Annotated in this window: 20 protein-coding genes, 3 tRNA genes and 1 pseudogene; 12 read left to right on the forward strand and 12 right to left on the reverse strand. The window is 63.1% G+C overall.

Annotated features, from left to right (window positions below; translation table 11 throughout):
* The first annotated feature begins 73 nt into the window (after window positions 1-73).
* Together ATJ78_RS00890 and ATJ78_RS00895 are read left to right on the forward strand one after the other, a co-directional pair.
* Window positions 74-1,066: a DNA topoisomerase IB gene (locus ATJ78_RS00890; protein ID WP_098405878.1), complete on the forward strand. Its 993-nt coding sequence runs from the start codon at window positions 74-76 to the stop codon at window positions 1,064-1,066.
* A complete protein-coding gene (locus ATJ78_RS00895; protein WP_098405879.1) occupies window positions 1,053-1,535 on the forward strand; it encodes a CinA family protein in 483 nt (160 codons plus the stop codon). Before ATJ78_RS00890 ends, ATJ78_RS00895 begins: the two co-directional genes overlap by 14 nt.
* A 90-nt stretch (window positions 1,536-1,625) precedes the next feature.
* On the opposite strand, the gene ATJ78_RS00900 is transcribed toward ATJ78_RS00895, so the two are convergent.
* Window positions 1,626-1,838 carry a CsbD family protein gene (locus ATJ78_RS00900; RefSeq protein ID WP_098405880.1) on the reverse strand — a complete coding sequence of 71 codons (213 nt, stop codon included), beginning with the start codon at window positions 1,836-1,838 and terminating at the stop codon, window positions 1,626-1,628.
* Window positions 1,839-2,044: 206 nt separating this feature from the next.
* On the opposite strand from ATJ78_RS00900, the gene ATJ78_RS00905 reads away from it, so the two are divergent.
* Window positions 2,045-2,284 carry a hypothetical protein gene (locus tag ATJ78_RS00905; protein ID WP_098405881.1) on the forward strand — a complete coding sequence of 80 codons (240 nt, stop codon included), beginning with the start codon at window positions 2,045-2,047 and terminating at the stop codon, window positions 2,282-2,284.
* 27 nt (window positions 2,285-2,311) lie between these two features.
* On the opposite strand, the gene ATJ78_RS00910 is transcribed toward ATJ78_RS00905, so the two are convergent.
* The 3 genes from ATJ78_RS00910 to ATJ78_RS15835 all read right to left on the reverse strand — a co-directional run bounded on the left by ATJ78_RS00910 (window position 2,312) and on the right by ATJ78_RS15835 (window position 4,353).
* On the reverse strand, window positions 2,312-2,881 hold the full coding sequence (locus ATJ78_RS00910) for a TetR/AcrR family transcriptional regulator (protein ID WP_098405882.1): 570 nt from the start codon (window positions 2,879-2,881) through the stop codon (window positions 2,312-2,314).
* A 33-nt stretch (window positions 2,882-2,914) separates the two neighbouring features.
* Window positions 2,915-3,949, reverse strand: coding sequence for an FAD-dependent oxidoreductase (locus ATJ78_RS00915; protein WP_098405883.1), 1,035 nt, complete (start codon window positions 3,947-3,949; stop codon window positions 2,915-2,917).
* A 261-nt stretch (window positions 3,950-4,210) separates the two neighbouring features.
* A tRNA-Ser gene (locus ATJ78_RS15835) sits at window positions 4,211-4,353 on the reverse strand.
* A 30-nt stretch (window positions 4,354-4,383) separates the two neighbouring features.
* Here ATJ78_RS15835 and ATJ78_RS00920 point away from each other — a divergent pair.
* The gene (locus ATJ78_RS00920; protein WP_342744769.1) at window positions 4,384-5,535 is read left to right on the forward strand and encodes a replication initiator; all 1,152 of its coding nucleotides are present in this window, start codon (window positions 4,384-4,386) and stop codon (window positions 5,533-5,535) included.
* A 30-nt stretch (window positions 5,536-5,565) separates the two neighbouring features.
* Window positions 5,566-6,453: an AbiTii domain-containing protein gene (locus tag ATJ78_RS00925; RefSeq protein WP_098405885.1), complete on the forward strand. Its 888-nt coding sequence runs from the start codon at window positions 5,566-5,568 to the stop codon at window positions 6,451-6,453.
* A gap of 274 nt (window positions 6,454-6,727) precedes the next feature.
* Here ATJ78_RS00925 and ATJ78_RS16030 read toward each other — a convergent pair whose 3' ends face one another.
* The gene (locus ATJ78_RS16030; RefSeq protein WP_245836417.1) at window positions 6,728-7,348 is read right to left on the reverse strand and encodes a hypothetical protein; all 621 of its coding nucleotides are present in this window, start codon (window positions 7,346-7,348) and stop codon (window positions 6,728-6,730) included.
* A 93-nt stretch (window positions 7,349-7,441) separates the two neighbouring features.
* A pseudogene (locus tag ATJ78_RS16035) lies at window positions 7,442-7,795 on the reverse strand (helix-turn-helix domain-containing protein); the annotation flags it as partial.
* Here ATJ78_RS16035 and ATJ78_RS00935 point away from each other — a divergent pair.
* Window positions 7,707-8,903 (forward strand): DNA cytosine methyltransferase, encoded by a 1,197-nt coding sequence (locus tag ATJ78_RS00935; RefSeq protein ID WP_245836156.1) that lies wholly within the window; start codon window positions 7,707-7,709, stop codon window positions 8,901-8,903. The pseudogene ATJ78_RS16035 and the gene ATJ78_RS00935 sit on opposite strands and share 89 nt — an antisense overlap.
* A gap of 134 nt (window positions 8,904-9,037) precedes the next feature.
* Here ATJ78_RS00935 and ATJ78_RS00940 read toward each other — a convergent pair whose 3' ends face one another.
* Window positions 9,038-9,553 (reverse strand): hypothetical protein, encoded by a 516-nt coding sequence (locus tag ATJ78_RS00940; RefSeq protein WP_098405887.1) that lies wholly within the window; start codon window positions 9,551-9,553, stop codon window positions 9,038-9,040.
* Between the two features lie 138 nt (window positions 9,554-9,691).
* On the opposite strand from ATJ78_RS00940, the gene ATJ78_RS00945 reads away from it, so the two are divergent.
* From ATJ78_RS00945 to ATJ78_RS00960, 5 genes are read left to right on the forward strand one after another with little or no spacing between them, the layout of a single operon-like run.
* Entirely contained in the window at window positions 9,692-10,054 is a 363-nt protein-coding gene (locus ATJ78_RS00945; RefSeq protein ID WP_098405888.1) for a hypothetical protein, read from the forward strand.
* A 56-nt stretch (window positions 10,055-10,110) separates the two neighbouring features.
* Complete coding sequence (locus ATJ78_RS00950; RefSeq protein WP_098405889.1) at window positions 10,111-11,520, forward strand: FtsK/SpoIIIE domain-containing protein; 1,410 nt, start codon at window positions 10,111-10,113, stop codon at window positions 11,518-11,520.
* Window positions 11,517-11,678: a hypothetical protein gene (locus ATJ78_RS15915; protein WP_169923347.1), complete on the forward strand. Its 162-nt coding sequence runs from the start codon at window positions 11,517-11,519 to the stop codon at window positions 11,676-11,678. The genes ATJ78_RS00950 and ATJ78_RS15915 overlap by 4 nt, the downstream gene beginning before the upstream one ends.
* Window positions 11,671-11,856, forward strand: coding sequence for a helix-turn-helix domain-containing protein (locus ATJ78_RS00955; protein WP_169923348.1), 186 nt, complete (start codon window positions 11,671-11,673; stop codon window positions 11,854-11,856). Before ATJ78_RS15915 ends, ATJ78_RS00955 begins: the two co-directional genes overlap by 8 nt.
* A complete protein-coding gene (locus tag ATJ78_RS00960) occupies window positions 11,853-13,025 on the forward strand; it encodes a tyrosine-type recombinase/integrase (RefSeq protein ID WP_143741352.1) in 1,173 nt (390 codons plus the stop codon). Before ATJ78_RS00955 ends, ATJ78_RS00960 begins: the two co-directional genes overlap by 4 nt.
* Here the strand turns inward: ATJ78_RS00960 and ATJ78_RS00965 are convergent.
* The 5 genes from ATJ78_RS00965 to serS form a co-directional block, all read right to left on the reverse strand.
* Window positions 13,007-13,095, reverse strand: a tRNA-Ser gene (locus ATJ78_RS00965). The genes ATJ78_RS00960 and ATJ78_RS00965 overlap by 19 nt on opposite strands.
* An 89-nt stretch (window positions 13,096-13,184) precedes the next feature.
* Window positions 13,185-14,435: an LCP family protein gene (locus tag ATJ78_RS00970; RefSeq protein ID WP_245836157.1), complete on the reverse strand. Its 1,251-nt coding sequence runs from the start codon at window positions 14,433-14,435 to the stop codon at window positions 13,185-13,187.
* Between the two features lie 180 nt (window positions 14,436-14,615).
* A tRNA-Ser gene (locus tag ATJ78_RS00975) sits at window positions 14,616-14,700 on the reverse strand.
* Between the two features lie 66 nt (window positions 14,701-14,766).
* A complete protein-coding gene (locus tag ATJ78_RS00980) occupies window positions 14,767-15,558 on the reverse strand; it encodes an HAD family hydrolase (RefSeq protein WP_098405893.1) in 792 nt (263 codons plus the stop codon).
* A complete protein-coding gene (gene serS / locus ATJ78_RS00985) occupies window positions 15,555-16,820 on the reverse strand; it encodes a serine--tRNA ligase (protein ID WP_098405894.1) in 1,266 nt (421 codons plus the stop codon). The genes ATJ78_RS00980 and serS overlap by 4 nt, the downstream gene beginning before the upstream one ends.
* Window positions 16,821-16,856: 36 nt before the next feature.
* Between serS and ATJ78_RS00990 the strand changes: the two genes are divergently transcribed.
* Window positions 16,857-17,837, forward strand: a complete 981-nt coding sequence (locus ATJ78_RS00990; RefSeq protein ID WP_098405895.1) for a diacylglycerol/lipid kinase family protein — start codon at window positions 16,857-16,859, stop codon at window positions 17,835-17,837.
* The last annotated feature ends 93 nt before the right edge of the window (window positions 17,838-17,930 follow it).

A 17,930-nucleotide genomic window follows, 5' to 3' on the forward strand; every position in this document is an offset into this window, starting at 1 on the left:
TCGCACGGAGGCGATGGGAGACGACCATGCGTGATGAGCCGATGCAGTATCGAGCAGCGAGCCGCGCCGCCTGATGGTCCGGCTTCGCATAGCTGACACGTCGAGTCCGGGGTGGACGCTGGCCACGACGAGCACCGGTCCGGTCCTCGTCGACGCGAGAGGCAGACGCATCACGGATGCTGCAGCGCTCACTCGTGTTGCCGACCTCGTCATTCCGCCCGCCTGGACGGATCTGTGGATCGCGCCTCAGCCGAACGCGCATATTCAGGCTGTCGGCACGGATGCCGCGGGGCGACGCCAGTACCTGTACCACGAGCAGTGGCACCGCCAGAAGAAGCGCGAGAAGTACGATCGCATGCTCGAGCTTGCCGCATCGCTGCCGTCGGCGCGCAGCCTCGTCACGCGCGATTTGCAGGCTCCGTATGGCTCGCGCGAACGTGTGCTCGCCGCGTCGTTTCGGCTGCTCGATAACGCATACCTTCGCGTCGGCAGCGAACGCTATGCCCAGCGCCATGGCAGCCGCGGGCTCACGACCCTTCTCGGGCAGCACGCCACGGTCTCGGGTGACACGGTGATTCTCGATTTCGTTGGCAAAAGCGGCATGGCGTGGGGGTCGCAGACGACGGATGCTGCTCTCGCATCTGCCGTGCGCTCACTCAAGCGGCGCGGCGGCAACGAGCGGCTGTTCGCGTGGCGCGACGGCGTCACGTGGCATCCTGTCACCCCCTCAGACGTCAACGAGTACGTCAGGGAGCGGACACACGGGGACTTCACGGCAAAGGATTTTCGCACGCTGCACGGCTCGACATCGGCCGCAGCAGAACTGGCTTCGCTGGGCATTCGCGAGACGGCCGCGGAGCGCAAGCGCACGATCGCCGAGGCCGTCACGCGCACGGCGGATATTCTGGGAAATACACCGGCTGTTGCGCGCTCCAGCTACATTGACCCGCGTATCATCGACCGCTATCGCGACGGTTACGTCCTGCAGACCGGCCGCATCTCACCAGAACGCGCGTTGCGCGCACTGATCATGCAGCACGAAGGAGACGACGATGACAAGCTCTGAACAAGCGCAGATCGCCGAGCGAATCGCCGAGGCCGCCTCGGCGGGACAGCAGTGGATCGCCGCCGCCGAGTCGCTCACGAGCGGAGGAATCTCGTCTGCACTCGGTGCCGCGCCCGATGCGTCGAGCTGGTTCGCCGGAGGGCTCGTCGCCTATGCGCGCGCTGCCAAGCACGAGCTGCTTGACGTCTCGAAGGGGCCGGTAGCGTGCGCCTCGGCCGCGGAAGAGATGGCGACGTCGGTCAGGCGCCTGTTTCGCGCAGACGTCGCCATCGCCGTCACGGGCGCCGGCGGCCCGGAGCCCGAAGACGGTCAGCCCGCGGGCACTGTCTTTCTCGCCGTGGCGACCGCCGCCGGTACCCAAATCGAGAAGAAGACGTTCGAGGGAGGCCCGGGGGAGGTTGTGCAGAGCACGGTGAAGGAGGCACTGCTGCTCGTCGAACGGACCCTCGCGGTGCCCACGTCGTCCTAGAGAGCGTTGCCCTCGAGCATCCTGTACCGTCAGACACAGTCGTGGGGTCCGCGAATCATTCGCGGACCCCACGCTCAATGACAGGTGTCGTTACTTCTTGTCATCGAAGAGGTCTTCTGCACCGTTCTTCACGTCGTCGGCGGCGTCCTTGACGTCTTCGCCCGCCTTCTTGGCTGTTGCTTTCGCCTGGTCAGCGCGGCCCTCGTTCTCGAGGCTCTCGTTGTCGGTTGCGTCACCGAACTTCTCTTTAGCCTTGCCTGTCGCATCTTCTGCGGCGTTGCTGATCTTGTCTCCGAGACCCATGCTGAACTCCTTTCGTGAGTTGTGTCTCCACGCTAGAGAACGCTCCTCTGGCGCAACAAGGGGTTGACAGCGAGCGACGATCGCTGCCCGGCCAGACGTGGTCGGCTACCACGTTCATGCGGGAAGGTGCCAGCCCCTTGTCGTCGCGGCGCGCCCGTTCGACGCTGGCAGTGTTCGATTGTCATACAGGTCTGGAGGAGTTCACAATGGCTGAACGAGGAAGCACGAAGCACGGCCCGGAGCTCGACGACGAGATGAAGCACGAGACCGAGGGCATGATCGACGGCACGCAGCCCGATCATGTTGAAGAGTTCAGGCAGACCGAAGGCATGCCAGACGACACAGACAGCGAAGAGGTCGAGGATGCTGCCGGCATGACCGGCGCCGAGGTCGACGACGAACTCCCGTGGGACGAGAACCCGGGCTCGGGCGGGCAGGGCTCGTAGCCGCTCATTCTGAGGAGTGCGTGCCTGTCACGCACCTCCGTCCACATCATCTATCAATGAGTGGACGGCGACCGCGATGTCCTCGTCGCGGAAGACAGCGTCGAAGGCGAGTGCATGCAAGATCGCACCATCAACGTACGTGAGCATCCGACGCGCCGCCGCGAAAGGCCGGGAAACACCCAGCACCTCGAGGGACTGCGCGGCCCAGACGTCGACCCGATGACGTGCTTGGGCAAGCACCTCCCTGATGTGCGGATCGTGAAACCCTTCGGCGAAGAACGCATACCGCGCAGCGGTGAGATCTCGCTGCGCCCCCGCGGCATCTCGGATGAACTGGGCGAGCGCCGCGACTAGGTCGTCCACGGTCTGCGGAGCGCTCTCCGCGGCAAAGTGGCGTTGCTCGGCTCCGACGAGGTGATCCACGGTCGCGTGAAGGAGCGCGGCACGAGTGCGGAAGTGGTTGGAGGTCGTCCCCGAGGGCAGTCCCGCCGTGGAATCGACGCGCCCGTGCGTCAGTGCGCGAATCCCCTGGCCGCCCGCGATGGCAAGGGCGGCGTGCAACGCTCTGTCGCGATTGCTCTCACTGCGGCTCGTCATACTCGCCTCTCCCTATCGATCGACTGCTTCATGTCAGGCGAAGCGCGCGAGCGCGCTCATCGTCCTCTGACGAACTCCGCTGAAGCGGCGCGCGGTCGACATCCGGTTGAGAAAACGTGAGAGCCGCACCGTTCTCTGCCCGGCACGGCGCCGACTCTGATCGAACGCGCGCAATCCGTTCTCGATCGTTCTCGCCGCACCCAGCGCATCCGCCAGCTGCGCCGCATCAATGAGCGCCTCACAAGCGCCGCGCCCCGCGTTCGGCGCCATCGCGTGAGCCGCGTCTCCGATGACCACCGTGTGTCCTCGGGCCATCGACCGCAACGGGGCCGAATCATGCAGCACGCGTCTGTCAATCTGTGCGTGGTTCACCGTGCTCACGACTCGTGCAACATCTCGATGCCAGTCGCCGAACAGTTCAGCAAGCAGCTCGCCATTCGAGAGACCGGCGTCATACTCGCCGAGAACATCCTCTCGCACGCACGCGAACCAATTGGTCGTGCGACCGTCTTGGGGGGTGATGCCGAACAGGCGGCCATCGCCCCACGTTTCCGTCACCTCATCCACAGACCCCGCCACGACTCCGCGGCACGCCACCGTCCCGAGCGGCCGTGGCAATGCTCTGTGGCCGGTAACAGTGTGCCGCACACGGCTGTTGATCCCGTCAGCGCCCACAATCAGGTCGGCATCGGGAAGAGCAGTGAGATCTGAAATGGCGGATGACCACCGCACCTTCCTCTCGAGAACGCCCTCGTAGAGGAGCTCATGCAGCACCGGGCGCGATACCAGATAGGCGGGCTCACGCGAGGCGACGCGGGCGAACGTCGACCCGTCCGGCCGGAGGAACGAGGCACCGCGCTGGAGTACCCCCTTCTCTCGCACTGCGTCTGCGACGCCGAGCCGACCCAGAGCCGCCATCGCCTCTGGCCACATACCCAACGCCGTCCCCGTAGGAGGCAAGCCATCGGCGCGCTCGTAAAGCGTTACATCCCAGCCGTCTTGAAGCAGCGCCCGTCCAACAGCCAGTCCGGCGATTCCTGCCCCGATAATGATCGCTTCGCCTCTCATGCCTCCACCGTACTATAAACATAGTTACAAATCACTACGGACGGCTCGAGGGCGACTGCTCGCCGTCAAACGTCGCGGCGAAACCAAACCATTCATCGCCTCGAAGCGGAACAGACGAGCGCAGCGTCGCAATCGAAGGTGTCAACGCGAGGCGATGGCAGAGCGCTCGTGAATTGCGCTGGACCTTGTTCCGACAGATTTCCGCAGCCACCGATCACCAGGATCAGTGATCGAGGCTGCGTTCTCGGAACGATCAAAGGGCGGAGACGGAGGGATTTGAACCCTCGGTCCCCTTACGGGGACTCCACCTTAGCAGGGCCTTTGGAGTCGCAATGGACGCGTAATCGTGCGCGTGCGTGCACCGGATGCACGCCCGTTCTCGGCGTGCTCGCTGATGCTACTCCCCTGGCACTCCCCTGGGCCGACCGGAACACATGGACCAAACGGCTCCGTTGTTTGATGACGTCCGCGATGCTGTCCGGGCGCGGATCTGCACCCGCCCATTTGAGGCCGAACCAGGCCGATTCGTTCGCTGTCAGTCTCGCCGGACAGCTGTATGCCCGTCTTGCGCGAGTCTCTATCGGGGCGATTGGCAGCGCATCGCCCGGTCGGGGATTTACGACGCGGACGGGCATCCGCTCGTCGGCTATCGGTACTTCTTCATCACGCTGTCGGCTCCGTCGTTCGGGTCGATACATCTGGCCCCAAAGTGGGAACGTGACGCGGGAAGGCGCTGCAAGTGCGGGCAGACGCACGGCCATGAGGACGAAAAGCTACGCGGAATGCCGATTGACCTCGATGCTTACGACTATGAGGGTCAGATCCGTTGGCATGGCGCGCTGTCCCGGCTTTGGCGTTCTTCGGTTGAGGCGATGCGTAGGCGGTGCCCTGATGCGGAGTACTTCGCTGTGCGTGAGGTACAGGCGAGGATGGCGCTACATGTGCACGCGGTGGTGCGTGTGCCCGCCTCAACTTCGGTCGATGCTGAGTCGATGGGGCGGGCTGCTCGGGCGGCAACTGCCACGCATCCGGTGACGGACGAGGTTGTCGAGTGGGGCCAGTACGGCATGCAGGATCGGGAGATCCGACCGCGGCTCGTCGGATCAGAGGACGTGATGCCGGACATGTCGCGCGCTGCCGCTCGCATTATCTCCTACGTTGGCAAGGCGCTCGGTTACTCGCTCAAGGATGTGACACCGGGCGTACGTGACGGCGAAGCGACGCTGGAGCGCATTGAGTTCGTGAAGCGGCTTCGGCGGGCGGCTCGACTGCATGTGCTCTGCCCGGATTGCCCTATGGGTAGACCTGGTGACTGCCCGCGCCGGGCGCATGAGAATTTGGGCTACGGGGGCCACGTCGTGACGGTCTCGCGCACGACGGCACGGCGGGAAGGATGGTCGTTATCGCACTTGACGCGCACCCGGCTGCGGGAGGAACGCAAAGCCTGGATGGAGGCGAACCAGCCCGAGGGACGCCGGGGTGGTCTGAGCGACGCTGATGTGAAGTTGGCGTTTTGGTTGGCGGAACAGTCCGCACGGCACGCTTGGGAGGTCTGGCAGAATCGAAATCACGCCCGAGCACCATAGAACGTCAGCGCCCACAAGTAGGGTCGGACTATGGCAAGCCTTCTTGACGAGATTATCGACGGCAGTACGAACGGTGCTATCAGGACGGCTGATCTACTGCGGAAGGTTCAGGTAGCCGCGACCCGAGTTGGCGCGAGTGACGTGGTGCGCTGGGTCCAACAAGAGTTACAGGGATACGAGGACGACGCGGAGATTCCGTCGTACCGGGTAATGCCGACCAGCGTTGTTGGACTGTTCACTGGGCCTATGCAGTCACGGATGCAGCACCAGCTTCCCGCCCATTCCGACTTCACCGATGACTTTCATGTGAAGATGCGTCAGCCGCTCTCAACCTTGCAGTCTTTCGCGGATGCGGACAAAGATGCGGAGGCGCACTGGCCTGCGTGGCGTGTGCAGCAGTATGAGAACACCGGAGCTTTCGCCATCCAATTTTATGGCCTGTTCGACGCGTGGAACGTGATTACACGACAGTCACTACTTGGTGTTGTGGATACGGTGCGCAGCAAGGCGATGGAGTTCGCATTGGGGTTGCAACAGGACTTCCCGGATGCCGGAAGCGTGGGTGGTCCATCACTGCTCACGAATAGTGCGGTAGCTCCAGTCGTGTTCAACACGACCAACAATATTTATGGTCACGGGACGAACATCGCAACTGGTCATGACATCGCCCAGAAAACGGTGTTGAAAGGCAATCGGCAGGAGCTTGAGCGGCAGGCTGAGCAGCTCGGCCTTAGCAGTACGGAAGCAAGGGAATTCGTTGACGCTGTCGAGTCTGAGCAGGGCATCACAACACCACAAGTAACGGGCTTCTTGGAAAAGGTGAGAACAGGCGCCGCAGCAGTTGGGCTCTCCGTGTCGTCCGATGTGATCGCCGGATCGCTGATCGAACTGGCAAAGCTGTACCTCGGTATCGCTTGAGTGAGCGGGCACGCGGCCCGTCCAGCAGTACCAGCGGCCTGAGCCGGAAAGCGATCGCTGAACTGGCGCGCTGGCCCCATGCGCGGGCTGCCCGGACGGCGTGGACCGGCCGAAGGCCGCATGCCGCGCCGCCCGAGCAGCCCGCGCGGCCGCGCAGCGGCCGCCTCTTGTTCATGTAGGGCGTTTTTCCACGGGCCTAAGCAGCGTGTTGGGAGGCACTATCCGATGCTCGCCCGAACCGGTTGGATTTTCGTGCGCCAGCTGGGGCGCGAAGCTACTCGAGCGCGACACTACTAGCACTCAGCCCACCCCAGGCTCGCGCGTATGGAAAGAATCGCGGATCGAAGAGCACGACTGGCATTGTCTTGAACGCCTCCGTCTTGATGACGGCGGTCTTGCCAGAGTCGCCGTCAGTGTTGCTGATCGAAAAGTCAGCAAGACCAAGATAGCCGACGCGGACTTCCCACACCCAGGCTGTGCGACCGCGGCTGTCCTTGCCGCGTGTGTATTCACTATTCGGACCGCCGAGTGCGTAGCGAAACGTCAAGTAGACGCCCTCCTTCGGAAGGTGTCCCTTGGGCGAGTTTGTCTCCAGCGCAGTCTTCACTTCGAGATCGGGCAAATCTTCGCGTTGCGGAACGAGGTCCGGAAACGCGTGCGGGCGGTTGCGAACGTAGAGGCCCCCCGACGCCTCCGCAACGCCCGCTCCGACGAGGTTCCCGATCATTGACGACAAGTTGGCCAGCTCGACCAATCCGCTGATGGGCTCCGAGCCCCTCGCGATGAGTTCCGCATCAATGAGATCCAGCGTGTCGTATGCATACTCGACCGCAGAGCGAATCGCGCCCGCTTCGAGACCCGTGAGTTCGAGTAGCCGCTCGCTGTTCATGCTCACCGAGGTAGGGAGACGTCTTGGCGACAGTGCCGTCTCCTGCCTGGAGACACCCTCCTCATCCGCCTCTGCGAGTGCGATCAACGCACCGAGGCTGAGATCGAGTGCCTCGGCGATTCTCGACGAACTATGGATGGTGAGACCTCGCTCGCCTCGCTCGACCAGGCCAAGGGAGGTTCGGTGCAATCCCGCTCTGTCGGCTAGGTCCTCTAGAGTCAGTCCTGCTTCACGTCGTAGCCGCGCAATGACCGCTACTAGAGCGGCGGTCGGGTCATCGGCGAATGGCGTGTCTGGCACAATTACGAGGATGGCTGAGAGTAGCCTCGAATTCCACGCGACTATAGTCTCCACCGGAGGGTAGATGTACAAGGTAATGGATCTGTTCTGCGGGACAGGCGGGTTCTCCAAAGGCTTCGAAAACACGGGTGGCTTTGAGATCGTCCACGGCATCGACGTGCTCCCGGTGGCGGTAGAAACCTTCAGGGCAAATCACTCGGGTTCCTTTGCAGTGGCTGGGGATATCAGGAAGGTGCGCCGCTCCGAGGTGTCGGAGGCTACAGGGCTGAAGCGGGGCGAAGTCGATGTCATCATCGGTGGACCGCCGTGTCAGGGCTTCTCATCAATTCGTCCCTTCCGCTCGTCCGCTGACGATGATCCGCGCAATTCGCTTTTCGAGGAGTTTGCGTCGTACGTCAATTACTTTCGCCCGAAGGCGCTCGTGTTAGAGAACGTTGTCGGGCTGGCAACCTACGAGGGCGGCGAAACCATCAACCGCATTCTCGAAACGTTTTCATCCCTGGGTTACGACTGCGACTGGCGAATACTCAACGCATCCAACTTTGGCGTACCACAGAAGCGCGAGCGGTTGATTGTCCTCGGCGTTGAGCGTGGTGGGAAATTCGATTTCCCGGCGTTCACTAACGCGGGTGCTCAGAAGACTATCGGGCACAAGGACCGGTCACGCATGCACGCTTACGCGGCAACGGGACCAACACTTTTCGGCTCTGAGGACCTCCACACGCTTCCGTCAGCCGTCACCGTTCGGGAGGCGATTGACGACCTCCCCGTCGTGCAAAGCGGCGAGAGCGCAGATCGCTACTCCAAACCCCCACGGACCGAGTTTCAGATTGCCCGCCGAAGGAACACTCTAGATGAGCTGACGCTCCACTCATCCACTCGGCATTCAGCGAAGATGATGGAGATTATTCGGCATTCCGGGGACAATATCTCGTGCATTCCAAAGCATCTCATTACTAGCGGCTTCTCGTCCTGCTACTCACGCCTGCGTGGCGATGAACCTGCCGTAACGATCACAGTCAATTTCGTTCACCCCGCGTCGAACAAGTGCATACACCCTGACTTCGACCGCGCGCTAACACCCCGTGAGGGGGCACGTCTTCAGTCCTACGATGACGATTTTGTTTTCAAAGGAAATCGGGCCCAGATCGTCAAGCAAATCGGCAATGCTGTGCCACCTCTGCTCGGGCAAGCTATCGCACAAAGCGTTCTAGATGCGCTCGGCGCACCGGCACGGTCTCAAGAGCAATTGATCGCATAATCGCGCGATTGTTCGCTCGCTCAGATACGAGACAGCACGACGCAGCGTTTGTCCCAGAGCTGGAAGCCATTGGCGGGTAGGTGCCCTGAAATTCGAGCGTAGGCGCGATCGCTAATGCCGCGACTTCCTCGGCATTAGCGCGGAAGAGTCAATGCTTCCCGTCCGCGCCCCAATGGGAGCCGCGTTAAATAGTGCTCTCGCCATAACTCGCCGTCGTAGTCGAGGTCGAACCGCCAGCCACGAGCGTCGACGTCGTAACTCTTGTCGCGGATCCACCAAGCTCCCACAATCCAATCCGACACCTCCGCTAACAAGAGTTTCCGCTCGACTCCATCGTCTAGTCGAAGCGGCCACCATTTCTCAGCGGCCTCACGCTTGCGCGGCTCACGCCAGCTCTCGTGCCAGCCCGTGTGCGTGTCACCGTTCTCCTCAGGCGGTGCCGAGAGTCGAACTACGACGGCGGGCATGGTCGGATCAGCCGCACCACGCGCCAGCAGTCGATCGATGCCATGCACACCATCAGCCGACTCCTCAGCAAACATCACCAGGTGCGCGACCCTCGTCGGCGAAAGCAATCCGCACGCCACGAGCTTGTCAACTGATGTGGTGCTGACCGACAACAGCGCGGCAGCATCCTTCCTTGTGATCATCGAACCAGCCTGCCTCACCTGAGATTGATTTGCTCGTAACTCCAAACATGCTATCGTTCTGTCTGAGATTGATTTGCTAATCATTCTCAGGATTCCATGGCGGGGCTTCCCGCCAAATCGAGAGTTTGGAGAAAACGCATGACCCGAAACGTCACAGTCCCAATTTCCGGTGAGGCGATCGCCCTCGTACCCGCAGGCGAGCCGCGCGGCGCGTTCGTCTACGAGAAAGGAAGGCGCACAGACACCCCGCGAACCAACGCACAGGGACAACCGTTGTATGCCTTCGATGCGCTCGCCCAACTCAACGGCGCTGATCTCGGGACCGTCCGCGTGTCTTCCCCCGCAGAGGTGCTGCCCACGACTGGCTTCGGCACGGTTTTGGTCGGCGAAGGCGCGGGGTTGCTCACCGTCCGCAATACAGACGGGTTTGACTTGGCTGTTTCTGTCCAACTCGACGGCGTCAATCCCACCACCACGTCAGCGCGGCGCCGCGGCGAGTGACGTTACTTGCCCCCGCCCACGTTCGCTTGCCGCTATCCAACAAGTAGGGAACCAAAATGACCGGATATCTTGCCCGGCGCGTCGGCCTTTGCTCGGCGCTTGCACTCGTCCTCGGATTTGCCGTCCCCCGTGCAGCTGCGGACGCAACCGCGAACTGGTGGCCACCATTCGTTGTGCTGGGGGTCAGCGTTGCGTTCCTCCCGTCCGTGATACTCATGTGCGTTGCCGTGCCTGCGTTGTGGGACGCGCTGCTACGTCGAACCGGTGTGGCGCGTTACACCCGCCGCCACCTGAGCCGTGCGGACAACCCTCGTCGCAACGAATTGAGCTACGCCGAGCGACTGCGGCGTCCGCTGATTTGGGCTGAGGGAGCGGGCGTCAGTGGGACCCGCCGAGTTACCGTGACCACACACAACCAGGACGGCAGTACAAGTCAACGCGACAAGAAGGTTCCGACTTTCCCGAGATGCGCGCGCGTTTTCATGGGCGTTCACGGACCCACCGGAACTTACGTTGTTCCTCCTGGCACGACGCCGCATCAGTGGGAAGCAGAGCGTATTGCCGCTCAGTTGGGCAAGGCCTCTGTGCGCGTCGAAAAGACGGATGCGCGTACGGTGAGCGTCACGGTTCTCACCCGAGACGGGCTCTCCGATAAAGAGTTGGTCCCATTCCGGATGGTCAATTTGGCAGACCCCGCCGACCCGATTTGTATCGGAGTCTCAGCGAACGGGGTGTTTGCGCTCCCAGTCTTCGGGAGACATACCTTGCTGCTCGGTGCGTCCAATTCCGGGAAGAGCTCCGTCATTTGGTCGGTTGTAGGGCAGCTCGCACCGAGCATCCACGCAGGGATAGTGCGTCTGCACGGCATCGACCTCAAAGGCGGCGTCGAGTTGGCATCCGGGCGAGATCTCTTCCACAACGCGGCATACACATACGATGATGCGGCAGAGATAATTTCAAACCTTGCAGAACGACTCGATGAACGCCTCGCGCGCATGCGGGAGCGTGGTCTGCGCAAGCATGAGCCAACCGTTGCAGAACCGCTGGAGATCTTGCTGATCGATGAGGCCGCGTCGCTTACGTACGTCGCGCCGGATCGAAAGACAGCCGAGGTAGTGAACGCGAATCTGAAGCGCATACTTAGCACCGCTCGCGCGGCGGGTATCGCTGTGCTGGCGGCGATGCAGGATCCTCGGAAAGAAGCGTTCCCTGTTCGCGATCTATTCACGCAGACTATAGCCCTCAGGTTTAGAACGAAGGATGATTCAGTTCTAGCTCTCGGGTCAGCAGCTTATGAGGCGGGCGCACACTGTGAACGTATTCCTCAGACACAAGCCGGCACGGGATACTCCATCGATGGAGACACCGGCAAAATCGTTCAGTTCCGCGCATTCTGGGTGTCCGATGAGACGATCCGAGAACTCGCACGTCGCTACCCTGGGCGAAAAGGCGAGGGGCAGTTGTGATGGAGCGCCCGGGTCTCGCGGAACTCATCGCGCGCACGGAGCGCGTGGCCACAGGCAAGGCGATGACCGGCAATTGGTCCGCCACCGATGAAGCCCGCCTGTCAACACTGTACGACGAGCGTCGCTGCCTGCGCGACGAAGGAGCAGACTATGAGTGAGTCACCAGAAAAGCTCTGGTACACGGAATCTGAGCTTGCCACCCTGCTACGGGTGCACCCATCGACGGTGTCACGGCGGGTGCGCGAGGGCACTCTGCCGTTCACACCGTTGGTCGTCGGTACACGGCGCGTCTATCCCGTCGCCGAAGTCCGCCGCCTCGCGGGGCTGTTCGCTTGAGTATCGAACGCCGTGAGAACTCATCAGGCGTGCGCTGGCGGGTGCGTCTTCACGTCGGGGGCCGCGTGGTCGCAGATCGCACGTTCACCACGAAGCGGGCAGCCGAGGCCTGGGAGCGGCAACAAAAAGAGGCGTTGGGTGGCGGCAGCTTCGTCTCGCCCCGCCAGTCGCGCACTCCGGTATCGGCTGTCGCCACCGCCTTCCTCGCAGCCCGCTCAGGGCAGGTCGCTCCGCACACGTTCCGCACCGACCGAGACAATCTAGCGGCGCTGCCGCCAAAGTTCGCCGCTCGGCCCGTCGGCTCCGTGACCGAGGCCGATATTCTCGCTCTGCTTACAGCTCTTCTTGGAACGCGCGCGCATTCGACCGTCTCCCGCATTCGTACGACGCTCTCCGCGCTGTGGACGTGGGCGGTGCGCGAGCGATGGACTACGACAAATCCAGTGCGAGGAGTACGGATGCCGCCCGGAGCGGTACAGACTCACGATGGTGCGCCGCTAACGGACTCGACGCTCACGGCGATAATCAGCTCTCAGCGCGAGCGGTCGCCGCACGGTGCGCTCATCACCGAATGGCTAAGTCTCACAGGACTCCGCTGGTCCGAGTTGCGGGCGCTGCGCGTTGGCGATCTGCAAGACCTCCCCTTCCCCGCCGCGCGTGTGCTCCGCGCGCAGAGTGACGGCTACTCGGAGAAGGCTCCAAAGTCGGTTCGTGGACGTCGCTCGGTGCCTCTCGTTGCTCGCGCGCATGACATCGCTCGGGAATGGGCGGCAGGCAAGGGATTGACGGACTATCTAGCGACCAGCGCAACCGGCCGCCAGCTGCGAGGCACATACTTCCGACGGGCAGTTGCCTGGACGACAACTGCTCCCGGCCACACGATCCACGACCTGCGGCACTATGCGGCGAGCACATGGCTCCGTCAGGGCATTCCGATCAACCAGGTTGCGACCTGGCTGGGGGACGATCCGCGCACTGTTCTGAAGGTGTACGCCCACGTTCTCGGAGAAGCGCAGGACTTGGAAGCGCTGCGCCGCCTGAACTCGCCGCTCCCCTCACACTCCCCTGAATGCACATCGAGACACGATCCGCAGGAAGGAGGGAGGCCGGAGGAACCGAGCAAAGCGGTTCCTAACCAGGGAAAAAAGTGCGGAGACGGAGGGATTTGAACCCTCGGTCCCCTTACGGGGACTCCACCTTAGCAGGGTGGTGCACTCGACCGGACTATGCGACGTCTCCATGCGTTCGTCAAAGAACGCGGGTTCAATCATAACGGGTGAGAGCGTCAGCGGCGAATCACGAGGATGCTGCCGCCGACAGCATCCGCTCTACCTGCCGTTTCCGTCTGCGCAGGTGACCTGCGAGGCGTTCTGCCCGTGAATCGAGTCGGGCAATTCGACGGTGTCGTCTTGCGGGGGCTCCGTCGAATCGGGGCGCTCGGTCTCAGGCGGCGCTGTTGAAGCGGGCGGCTCAGTCGTGCCACCGTCAGTCTCGCCGTCCTTCGGAATCGAACCGCCCGTGCCACCCGTGACCGAGAGGTTCTTGTCGGCCTTGATCGCATCCATGAGCGTCTCAGCATCTGACGTCAGCGGAGCAACGCCGTCGCCCTCGTAGTAGTTCGGGTACTGCACGAACGTGATCTTGTCTGTGGGAATGTCTGCGAGCGAGCGCGCGAGGCCCACCATCGTGTTGATGTTGTTGAGGCTCTGCGAGAACGTCATGTTCGTCGCCGCCACTTTCGCAATGCTGTAGAGCTTGACCGGGTCGGTGAGCGTCTCGGCCGATTTGAGATCGCGCACGAGGGCCGAGAGAAACAGCTGCTGGTTGCTGATGCGGCCCAGGTCGGATCCGTCGCTCACACCGTGGCGGGTGCGCAAGAACTGCAGCGCGTCCTTGCCCTTGAGCGACACGTTGCCCGCGGGCAGATCGAGATCGGTCTTGGGGTCCTTGATCGATTGCGCGAGGCACACTTCGACGCCACCGATCGCGTTCGACAGTGCGATCACGCCGTTGAACTGCACCATCGTGGCGTACTGAATGTCGATGCCGGTGAGCTCTTCGACCGTCAGAACGGTGCACGCCATGCCGCCATATGACAGCGACGTGTTGATCTTCTGACGACTCATGGCGTAGTGGTACTCGCCAGTCGGATTGCCCTCGTCGTCGACCTTGGGGCACGACGGGATCGGAACGTACATGTCGCGGGGAAAGCTCACCACGGTGGCGTTGCTGTGGTCTTCGGCAATGTGCAGCAGCATGGTGACGTCGTTGAGCTTGGCGGTCTCGTGCTGACCGTAGCCGTCGCCCTGACCCTCGCGGCTGTCGCTGCCGATGACGAGAACGTTTGCGCCGCCCTCAATCGAGTTGATGTCGGGAATCGGCTGCCCCGGGGTCTCACCCGCGAGCGTGACTCCTTCGGGAACCGTCTGAACCACATCGGTGACCGCCCAGGCGACGACGGCGGTAGCGCTCACGAGCGCGACGGCGAGACTCGAAGCCACGAACTTGCCGACGGTTGTCCACGGATTGCGCCTCGGCAACTTGCCGTGGCGCGCAACGGGTGCGGCTCGTCGCGCCACTGAAGTGTCCTCTCGCAGGGGGTCAGATACTCGAGAATCCGCTCGTCAACCCGCGATCCGGGGAGAATTCGGCTCTCTAAGGCATCGATTTTACGCGCAGATGGCTGAAAATCCGGTAGAAGCGCGCTCGACAGATGCCGAAATCGCCGCAGAACGCGCACCAACGCCGCGAAAAATTTGCGGAGGGCGTGGGATTCGAACCCACGAGACATTTCTGCCCACTGGTTTTCAAGACCAGCTCCATCGGCCGCTCGGACAGCCCTCCTCACCGCCTGAAAGACGGCGCGAACGATTCTACCTGACGGGCGAGACAGGCACGATTCGGATGCCGCTACAGCGACGCGAGCACGGTGACCACGCCGTCGCTGGCAACGTCAGCGACGGCTTCTGTCGCAGCATCCTTCACCTCGTCTGGCGCTTGGCCCATCGCCACGCTGCGCCCATGCTTCCCTGCCCAGCGCAGCATCTCGATGTCGTTGCGACCGTCTCCGACAGCGACCAGGTTCGTTCGATCGACCCCGAGCCACGAGCGCACGTGCTCAAGACCCGTCGACTTGTTGACGCCGAATGGCGCGATGTCGAGCCAGGCCGTCCACCCAATCGCATATGTGACCTTGTGCAGCCCCATGTCTTCGACGGCCTTGAGAAACTCCTGCTCGTCGTGTCCTGGCGAGACCACGACGACACGTGTCACCGGCTTCTCGAGCAGCTCGTCGAACTCGACCATCTCTGCGCCGTCGAGATTCCACTCGGTCATACCCTCGGTGAATCGGCGAAAGCCATCGGGGTACTCGACGAGGTAGCGACCGTCGTCGAGGTGGTTGTGAATGAGCCGCAGAACCTCGGTGGGATCGAACGTCTCGACGTGATGGCGCACATAGTCGTCGCCCTCACGCTTCATGATCACCGCACCATTGGCGCAGACAACGTAGTCACTCGCGATTCCCAGCTGCTGCATCACCGGTTCGGTCGCCTCCCAGCTGCGACCGGTAGCGAGCATGAGCATGTGACCCGAGGCGGATGCTGTCGCCACGGCGTCGAGCACGGCGGGCGACACCTCGCCGTTCTCGTGCAGCACCGTTCCGTCGACGTCGAGCGCGACGAGTTTGGAGACGGGCGTCACGCCACGGGCTCCGCGACCTCGAGTCCGCCCAGGTAGGGACGCAGCACCTCGGGGATCACGACGGAGCCGTCTGCACGCTGATGCGTCTCGAGCAGCGCGACGAGCCACCGCGTCGTCGCGAGGGTTCCGTTGAGCGTCGCCACGGGAGCTGTCTTTCCGGACTCGGTGCGGTGGCGCGTGTCGAGCCGGCGTGCCTGGAACGTCGTGCAGTTCGACGTCGATGTCAGCTCGCGATATGCCTCTTGCGTCGGCACCCACGCCTCGACGTCGTACTTGCGGGCGGCGCTCGACCCGAGATCGCCGGCCGCGGTATCGATGACCCGGTAGCTCAGGCCGAGGCTCTGCAGCATCCCTTCTTGCCACGCCAGCAGCCGCTCATGCTCGGCCTCGGCCTCTGCGGGGTCGGTGTAGACGAACATCTCGAGCTTGTTGAATTGGTGCACACGAATGATGCCGCGCGTGTCTTTGCCGTGCGATCCGGCCTCGCGCCGATAGCACGTGGACCACCCGGCGTAGCGCAGCGGCCCGTTCGAGAGATCGACGATCTCGTCTGCGTGGTAGCCGGCGAGCGCGACCTCGCTCGTGCCCGTGAGGTAGAGGTCGTCTGCTTCGAGCTTGTACACCTCGGCGGCGTGCTCGCCCAGGAACCCCGTTCCCGCCATGATCTCCGGCTTCACGAGCGTCGGCGTAATGAGGGGCGTGAAGCCCGCCTCAAGCGCACGGTCGAGCCCGAGGTTCATGAGTGCGAGTTCAAGCCGCGCGCCAATGCCCTTGAGGTAGTAGAAGCGGGCGCCCGACACCTTGGTGCCGCGCGCCATGTCGATGGCGTCGAGCTTCTCGCCGAGCTCGAGATGGTCGCGCGGTGCGAAGTCGAACGTCGGAAGCTCCCCCTCGGTGCGCAGCAGCGTGAAGTCGTCTTCTCCGCCCGAGGGCACGCCGTCAATGACGATGTTCTCGATCGCGCGAGCGGTGGCGGTGAATGACTCTTCGGCGTCACTCGCTGCGCGCTGCGCCTCTTTCACGCGGGCAGCCAGCTGCTGCACCTCCGCGATCAGCGCCTTCTTCTCGTCTTTCGGAGCCTGCGCGACCTTCTTGCTGAACGCGTTCTGCTCGGCGCGCAGCTCTTCGTAGACGCCGATGGCGCGTCGACGCGCAGCATCCGCCTCGATCGCCTCGTCGACGATGTCGACTCGGGACCCGCGCGCCTCCTGCGAGCGTCGAACGAGGTCAGGGTTTTCACGCAGAAGTACCGGATCAATCACAGGCCAAGTCTAAGCGGAAGCGGGTAGGTTTCTCGTATGAGCGTCGGAGGCAAGCGGTTCGCGGCAGTCGTGTACAACCCGGTGAAGACCGACGGCGACAAGCTGAAGAAGATCTTCACCGAGGGCGCCGTGGAGCACGGGTGGGACGAGCCGCGCTTCATCGAGACGACCGTCGACGACCCCGGCGTCGCCATGGCGAAGGATGCGGTGCGAGACGGCGCATCGGTCGTGATCGCCGCGGGCGGCGACGGAACAGTGCGCTGCGTCGCGGAGGGCTTGCGTTCGAGCGGCGTTCCCCTCGCGATCGTGGCCGCGGGCACGGGCAACCTGCTCGCGCGCAACCTCGACATTCCGCTGAGCAACGTCAAGCAGGCCATGACCATCGCGTACACGGGCGACGACCGCACGATCGACGTGGGTGTCGCCGAGGTGAAGTCCGACGACCGCGCGACGCAGGAGTACGTGTTTCTCGTGATGGCGGGCATGGGCATCGACGCGCAGATGATCGCGAACACCAATGACGATCTGAAGAAGACCGTGGGGTGGTTGGCATATGCGGATGCTGTCGTGCGCTCGCTCGCGGGGCTGAAGCCGTTTCGCATTCGCTACCAGCTCGCCGAGTCGGCTCCGCACGGTGCCCACGTGAGCACCATCCTCGTGGCCAACTGCGGAACGCTTCCCGCCGGCATCGAGCTGCTGCCCGACGCCAAGGTCGACGACGGAAAGCTCGACCTCGCCGTGCTGCAGCCCAAGGGCGTTCTCGGCTGGGTGCAGGTGTGGCGCAAGGTTCGGTGGGAGAACGGCGTACTTCGCCGGTCAAGCATCGGTCGACGCATCTTGAAGGCGTCGGAGGGGCGCGACAGCACCATCACCTACCTGCGCTCCCCCATGGTGACGGTGAAGCCCGACGACCCGCAGGAGCTCGAGCTTGACGGTGACGAGGTGGGCACGACGACGGCCACGCGCTTCACGGTCGACCCGCTCGCGCTGACCGTGAAGGTGCCGCAGGCGCGCTGACCGCGCGCCGCAACGCCCCACCGCTCCGTCGTCACAAACGGCGACGTTTCGCCGCAAAACATCGCGCATTGCGACCACTGCCCCGTGAGTCGC

The organism is Paramicrobacterium agarici (assembly GCF_002563955.1).
GTDB lineage: Bacteria > Actinomycetota > Actinomycetes > Actinomycetales > Microbacteriaceae > Paramicrobacterium > Paramicrobacterium agarici.

Bases quoted from the DNA above. Each gene is read 5' to 3' on its own strand.
- ATJ78_RS00890 (WP_098405878.1), top strand. From the start codon at position 74: ATGGTCCGGCTTCGCATAGCTGACACGTCGAGTCCGGGGTGGACGCTG.
- ATJ78_RS00895 (WP_098405879.1), top strand. From the start codon at position 1,053: ATGACAAGCTCTGAACAAGCGCAGATCGCCGAGCGAATCGCCGAGGCC.
- ATJ78_RS00900 (WP_098405880.1), bottom strand. From the start codon at position 1,838: ATGGGTCTCGGAGACAAGATCAGCAACGCCGCAGAAGATGCGACAGGC.
- ATJ78_RS00905 (WP_098405881.1), top strand. From the start codon at position 2,045: ATGGCTGAACGAGGAAGCACGAAGCACGGCCCGGAGCTCGACGACGAG.
- ATJ78_RS00910 (WP_098405882.1), bottom strand. From the start codon at position 2,881: ATGACGAGCCGCAGTGAGAGCAATCGCGACAGAGCGTTGCACGCCGCC.
- ATJ78_RS00915 (WP_098405883.1), bottom strand. From the start codon at position 3,949: ATGAGAGGCGAAGCGATCATTATCGGGGCAGGAATCGCCGGACTGGCT.
- ATJ78_RS00920 (WP_342744769.1), top strand. From the start codon at position 4,384: ATGGACCAAACGGCTCCGTTGTTTGATGACGTCCGCGATGCTGTCCGG.
- ATJ78_RS00925 (WP_098405885.1), top strand. From the start codon at position 5,566: ATGGCAAGCCTTCTTGACGAGATTATCGACGGCAGTACGAACGGTGCT.
- ATJ78_RS00935 (WP_245836156.1), top strand. From the start codon at position 7,707: ATGTACAAGGTAATGGATCTGTTCTGCGGGACAGGCGGGTTCTCCAAA.
- ATJ78_RS00940 (WP_098405887.1), bottom strand. From the start codon at position 9,553: ATGATCACAAGGAAGGATGCTGCCGCGCTGTTGTCGGTCAGCACCACA.
- ATJ78_RS00945 (WP_098405888.1), top strand. From the start codon at position 9,692: ATGACCCGAAACGTCACAGTCCCAATTTCCGGTGAGGCGATCGCCCTC.
- ATJ78_RS00950 (WP_098405889.1), top strand. From the start codon at position 10,111: ATGACCGGATATCTTGCCCGGCGCGTCGGCCTTTGCTCGGCGCTTGCA.
- ATJ78_RS00955 (WP_169923348.1), top strand. From the start codon at position 11,671: ATGAGTGAGTCACCAGAAAAGCTCTGGTACACGGAATCTGAGCTTGCC.
- ATJ78_RS00990 (WP_098405895.1), top strand. From the start codon at position 16,857: ATGAGCGTCGGAGGCAAGCGGTTCGCGGCAGTCGTGTACAACCCGGTG.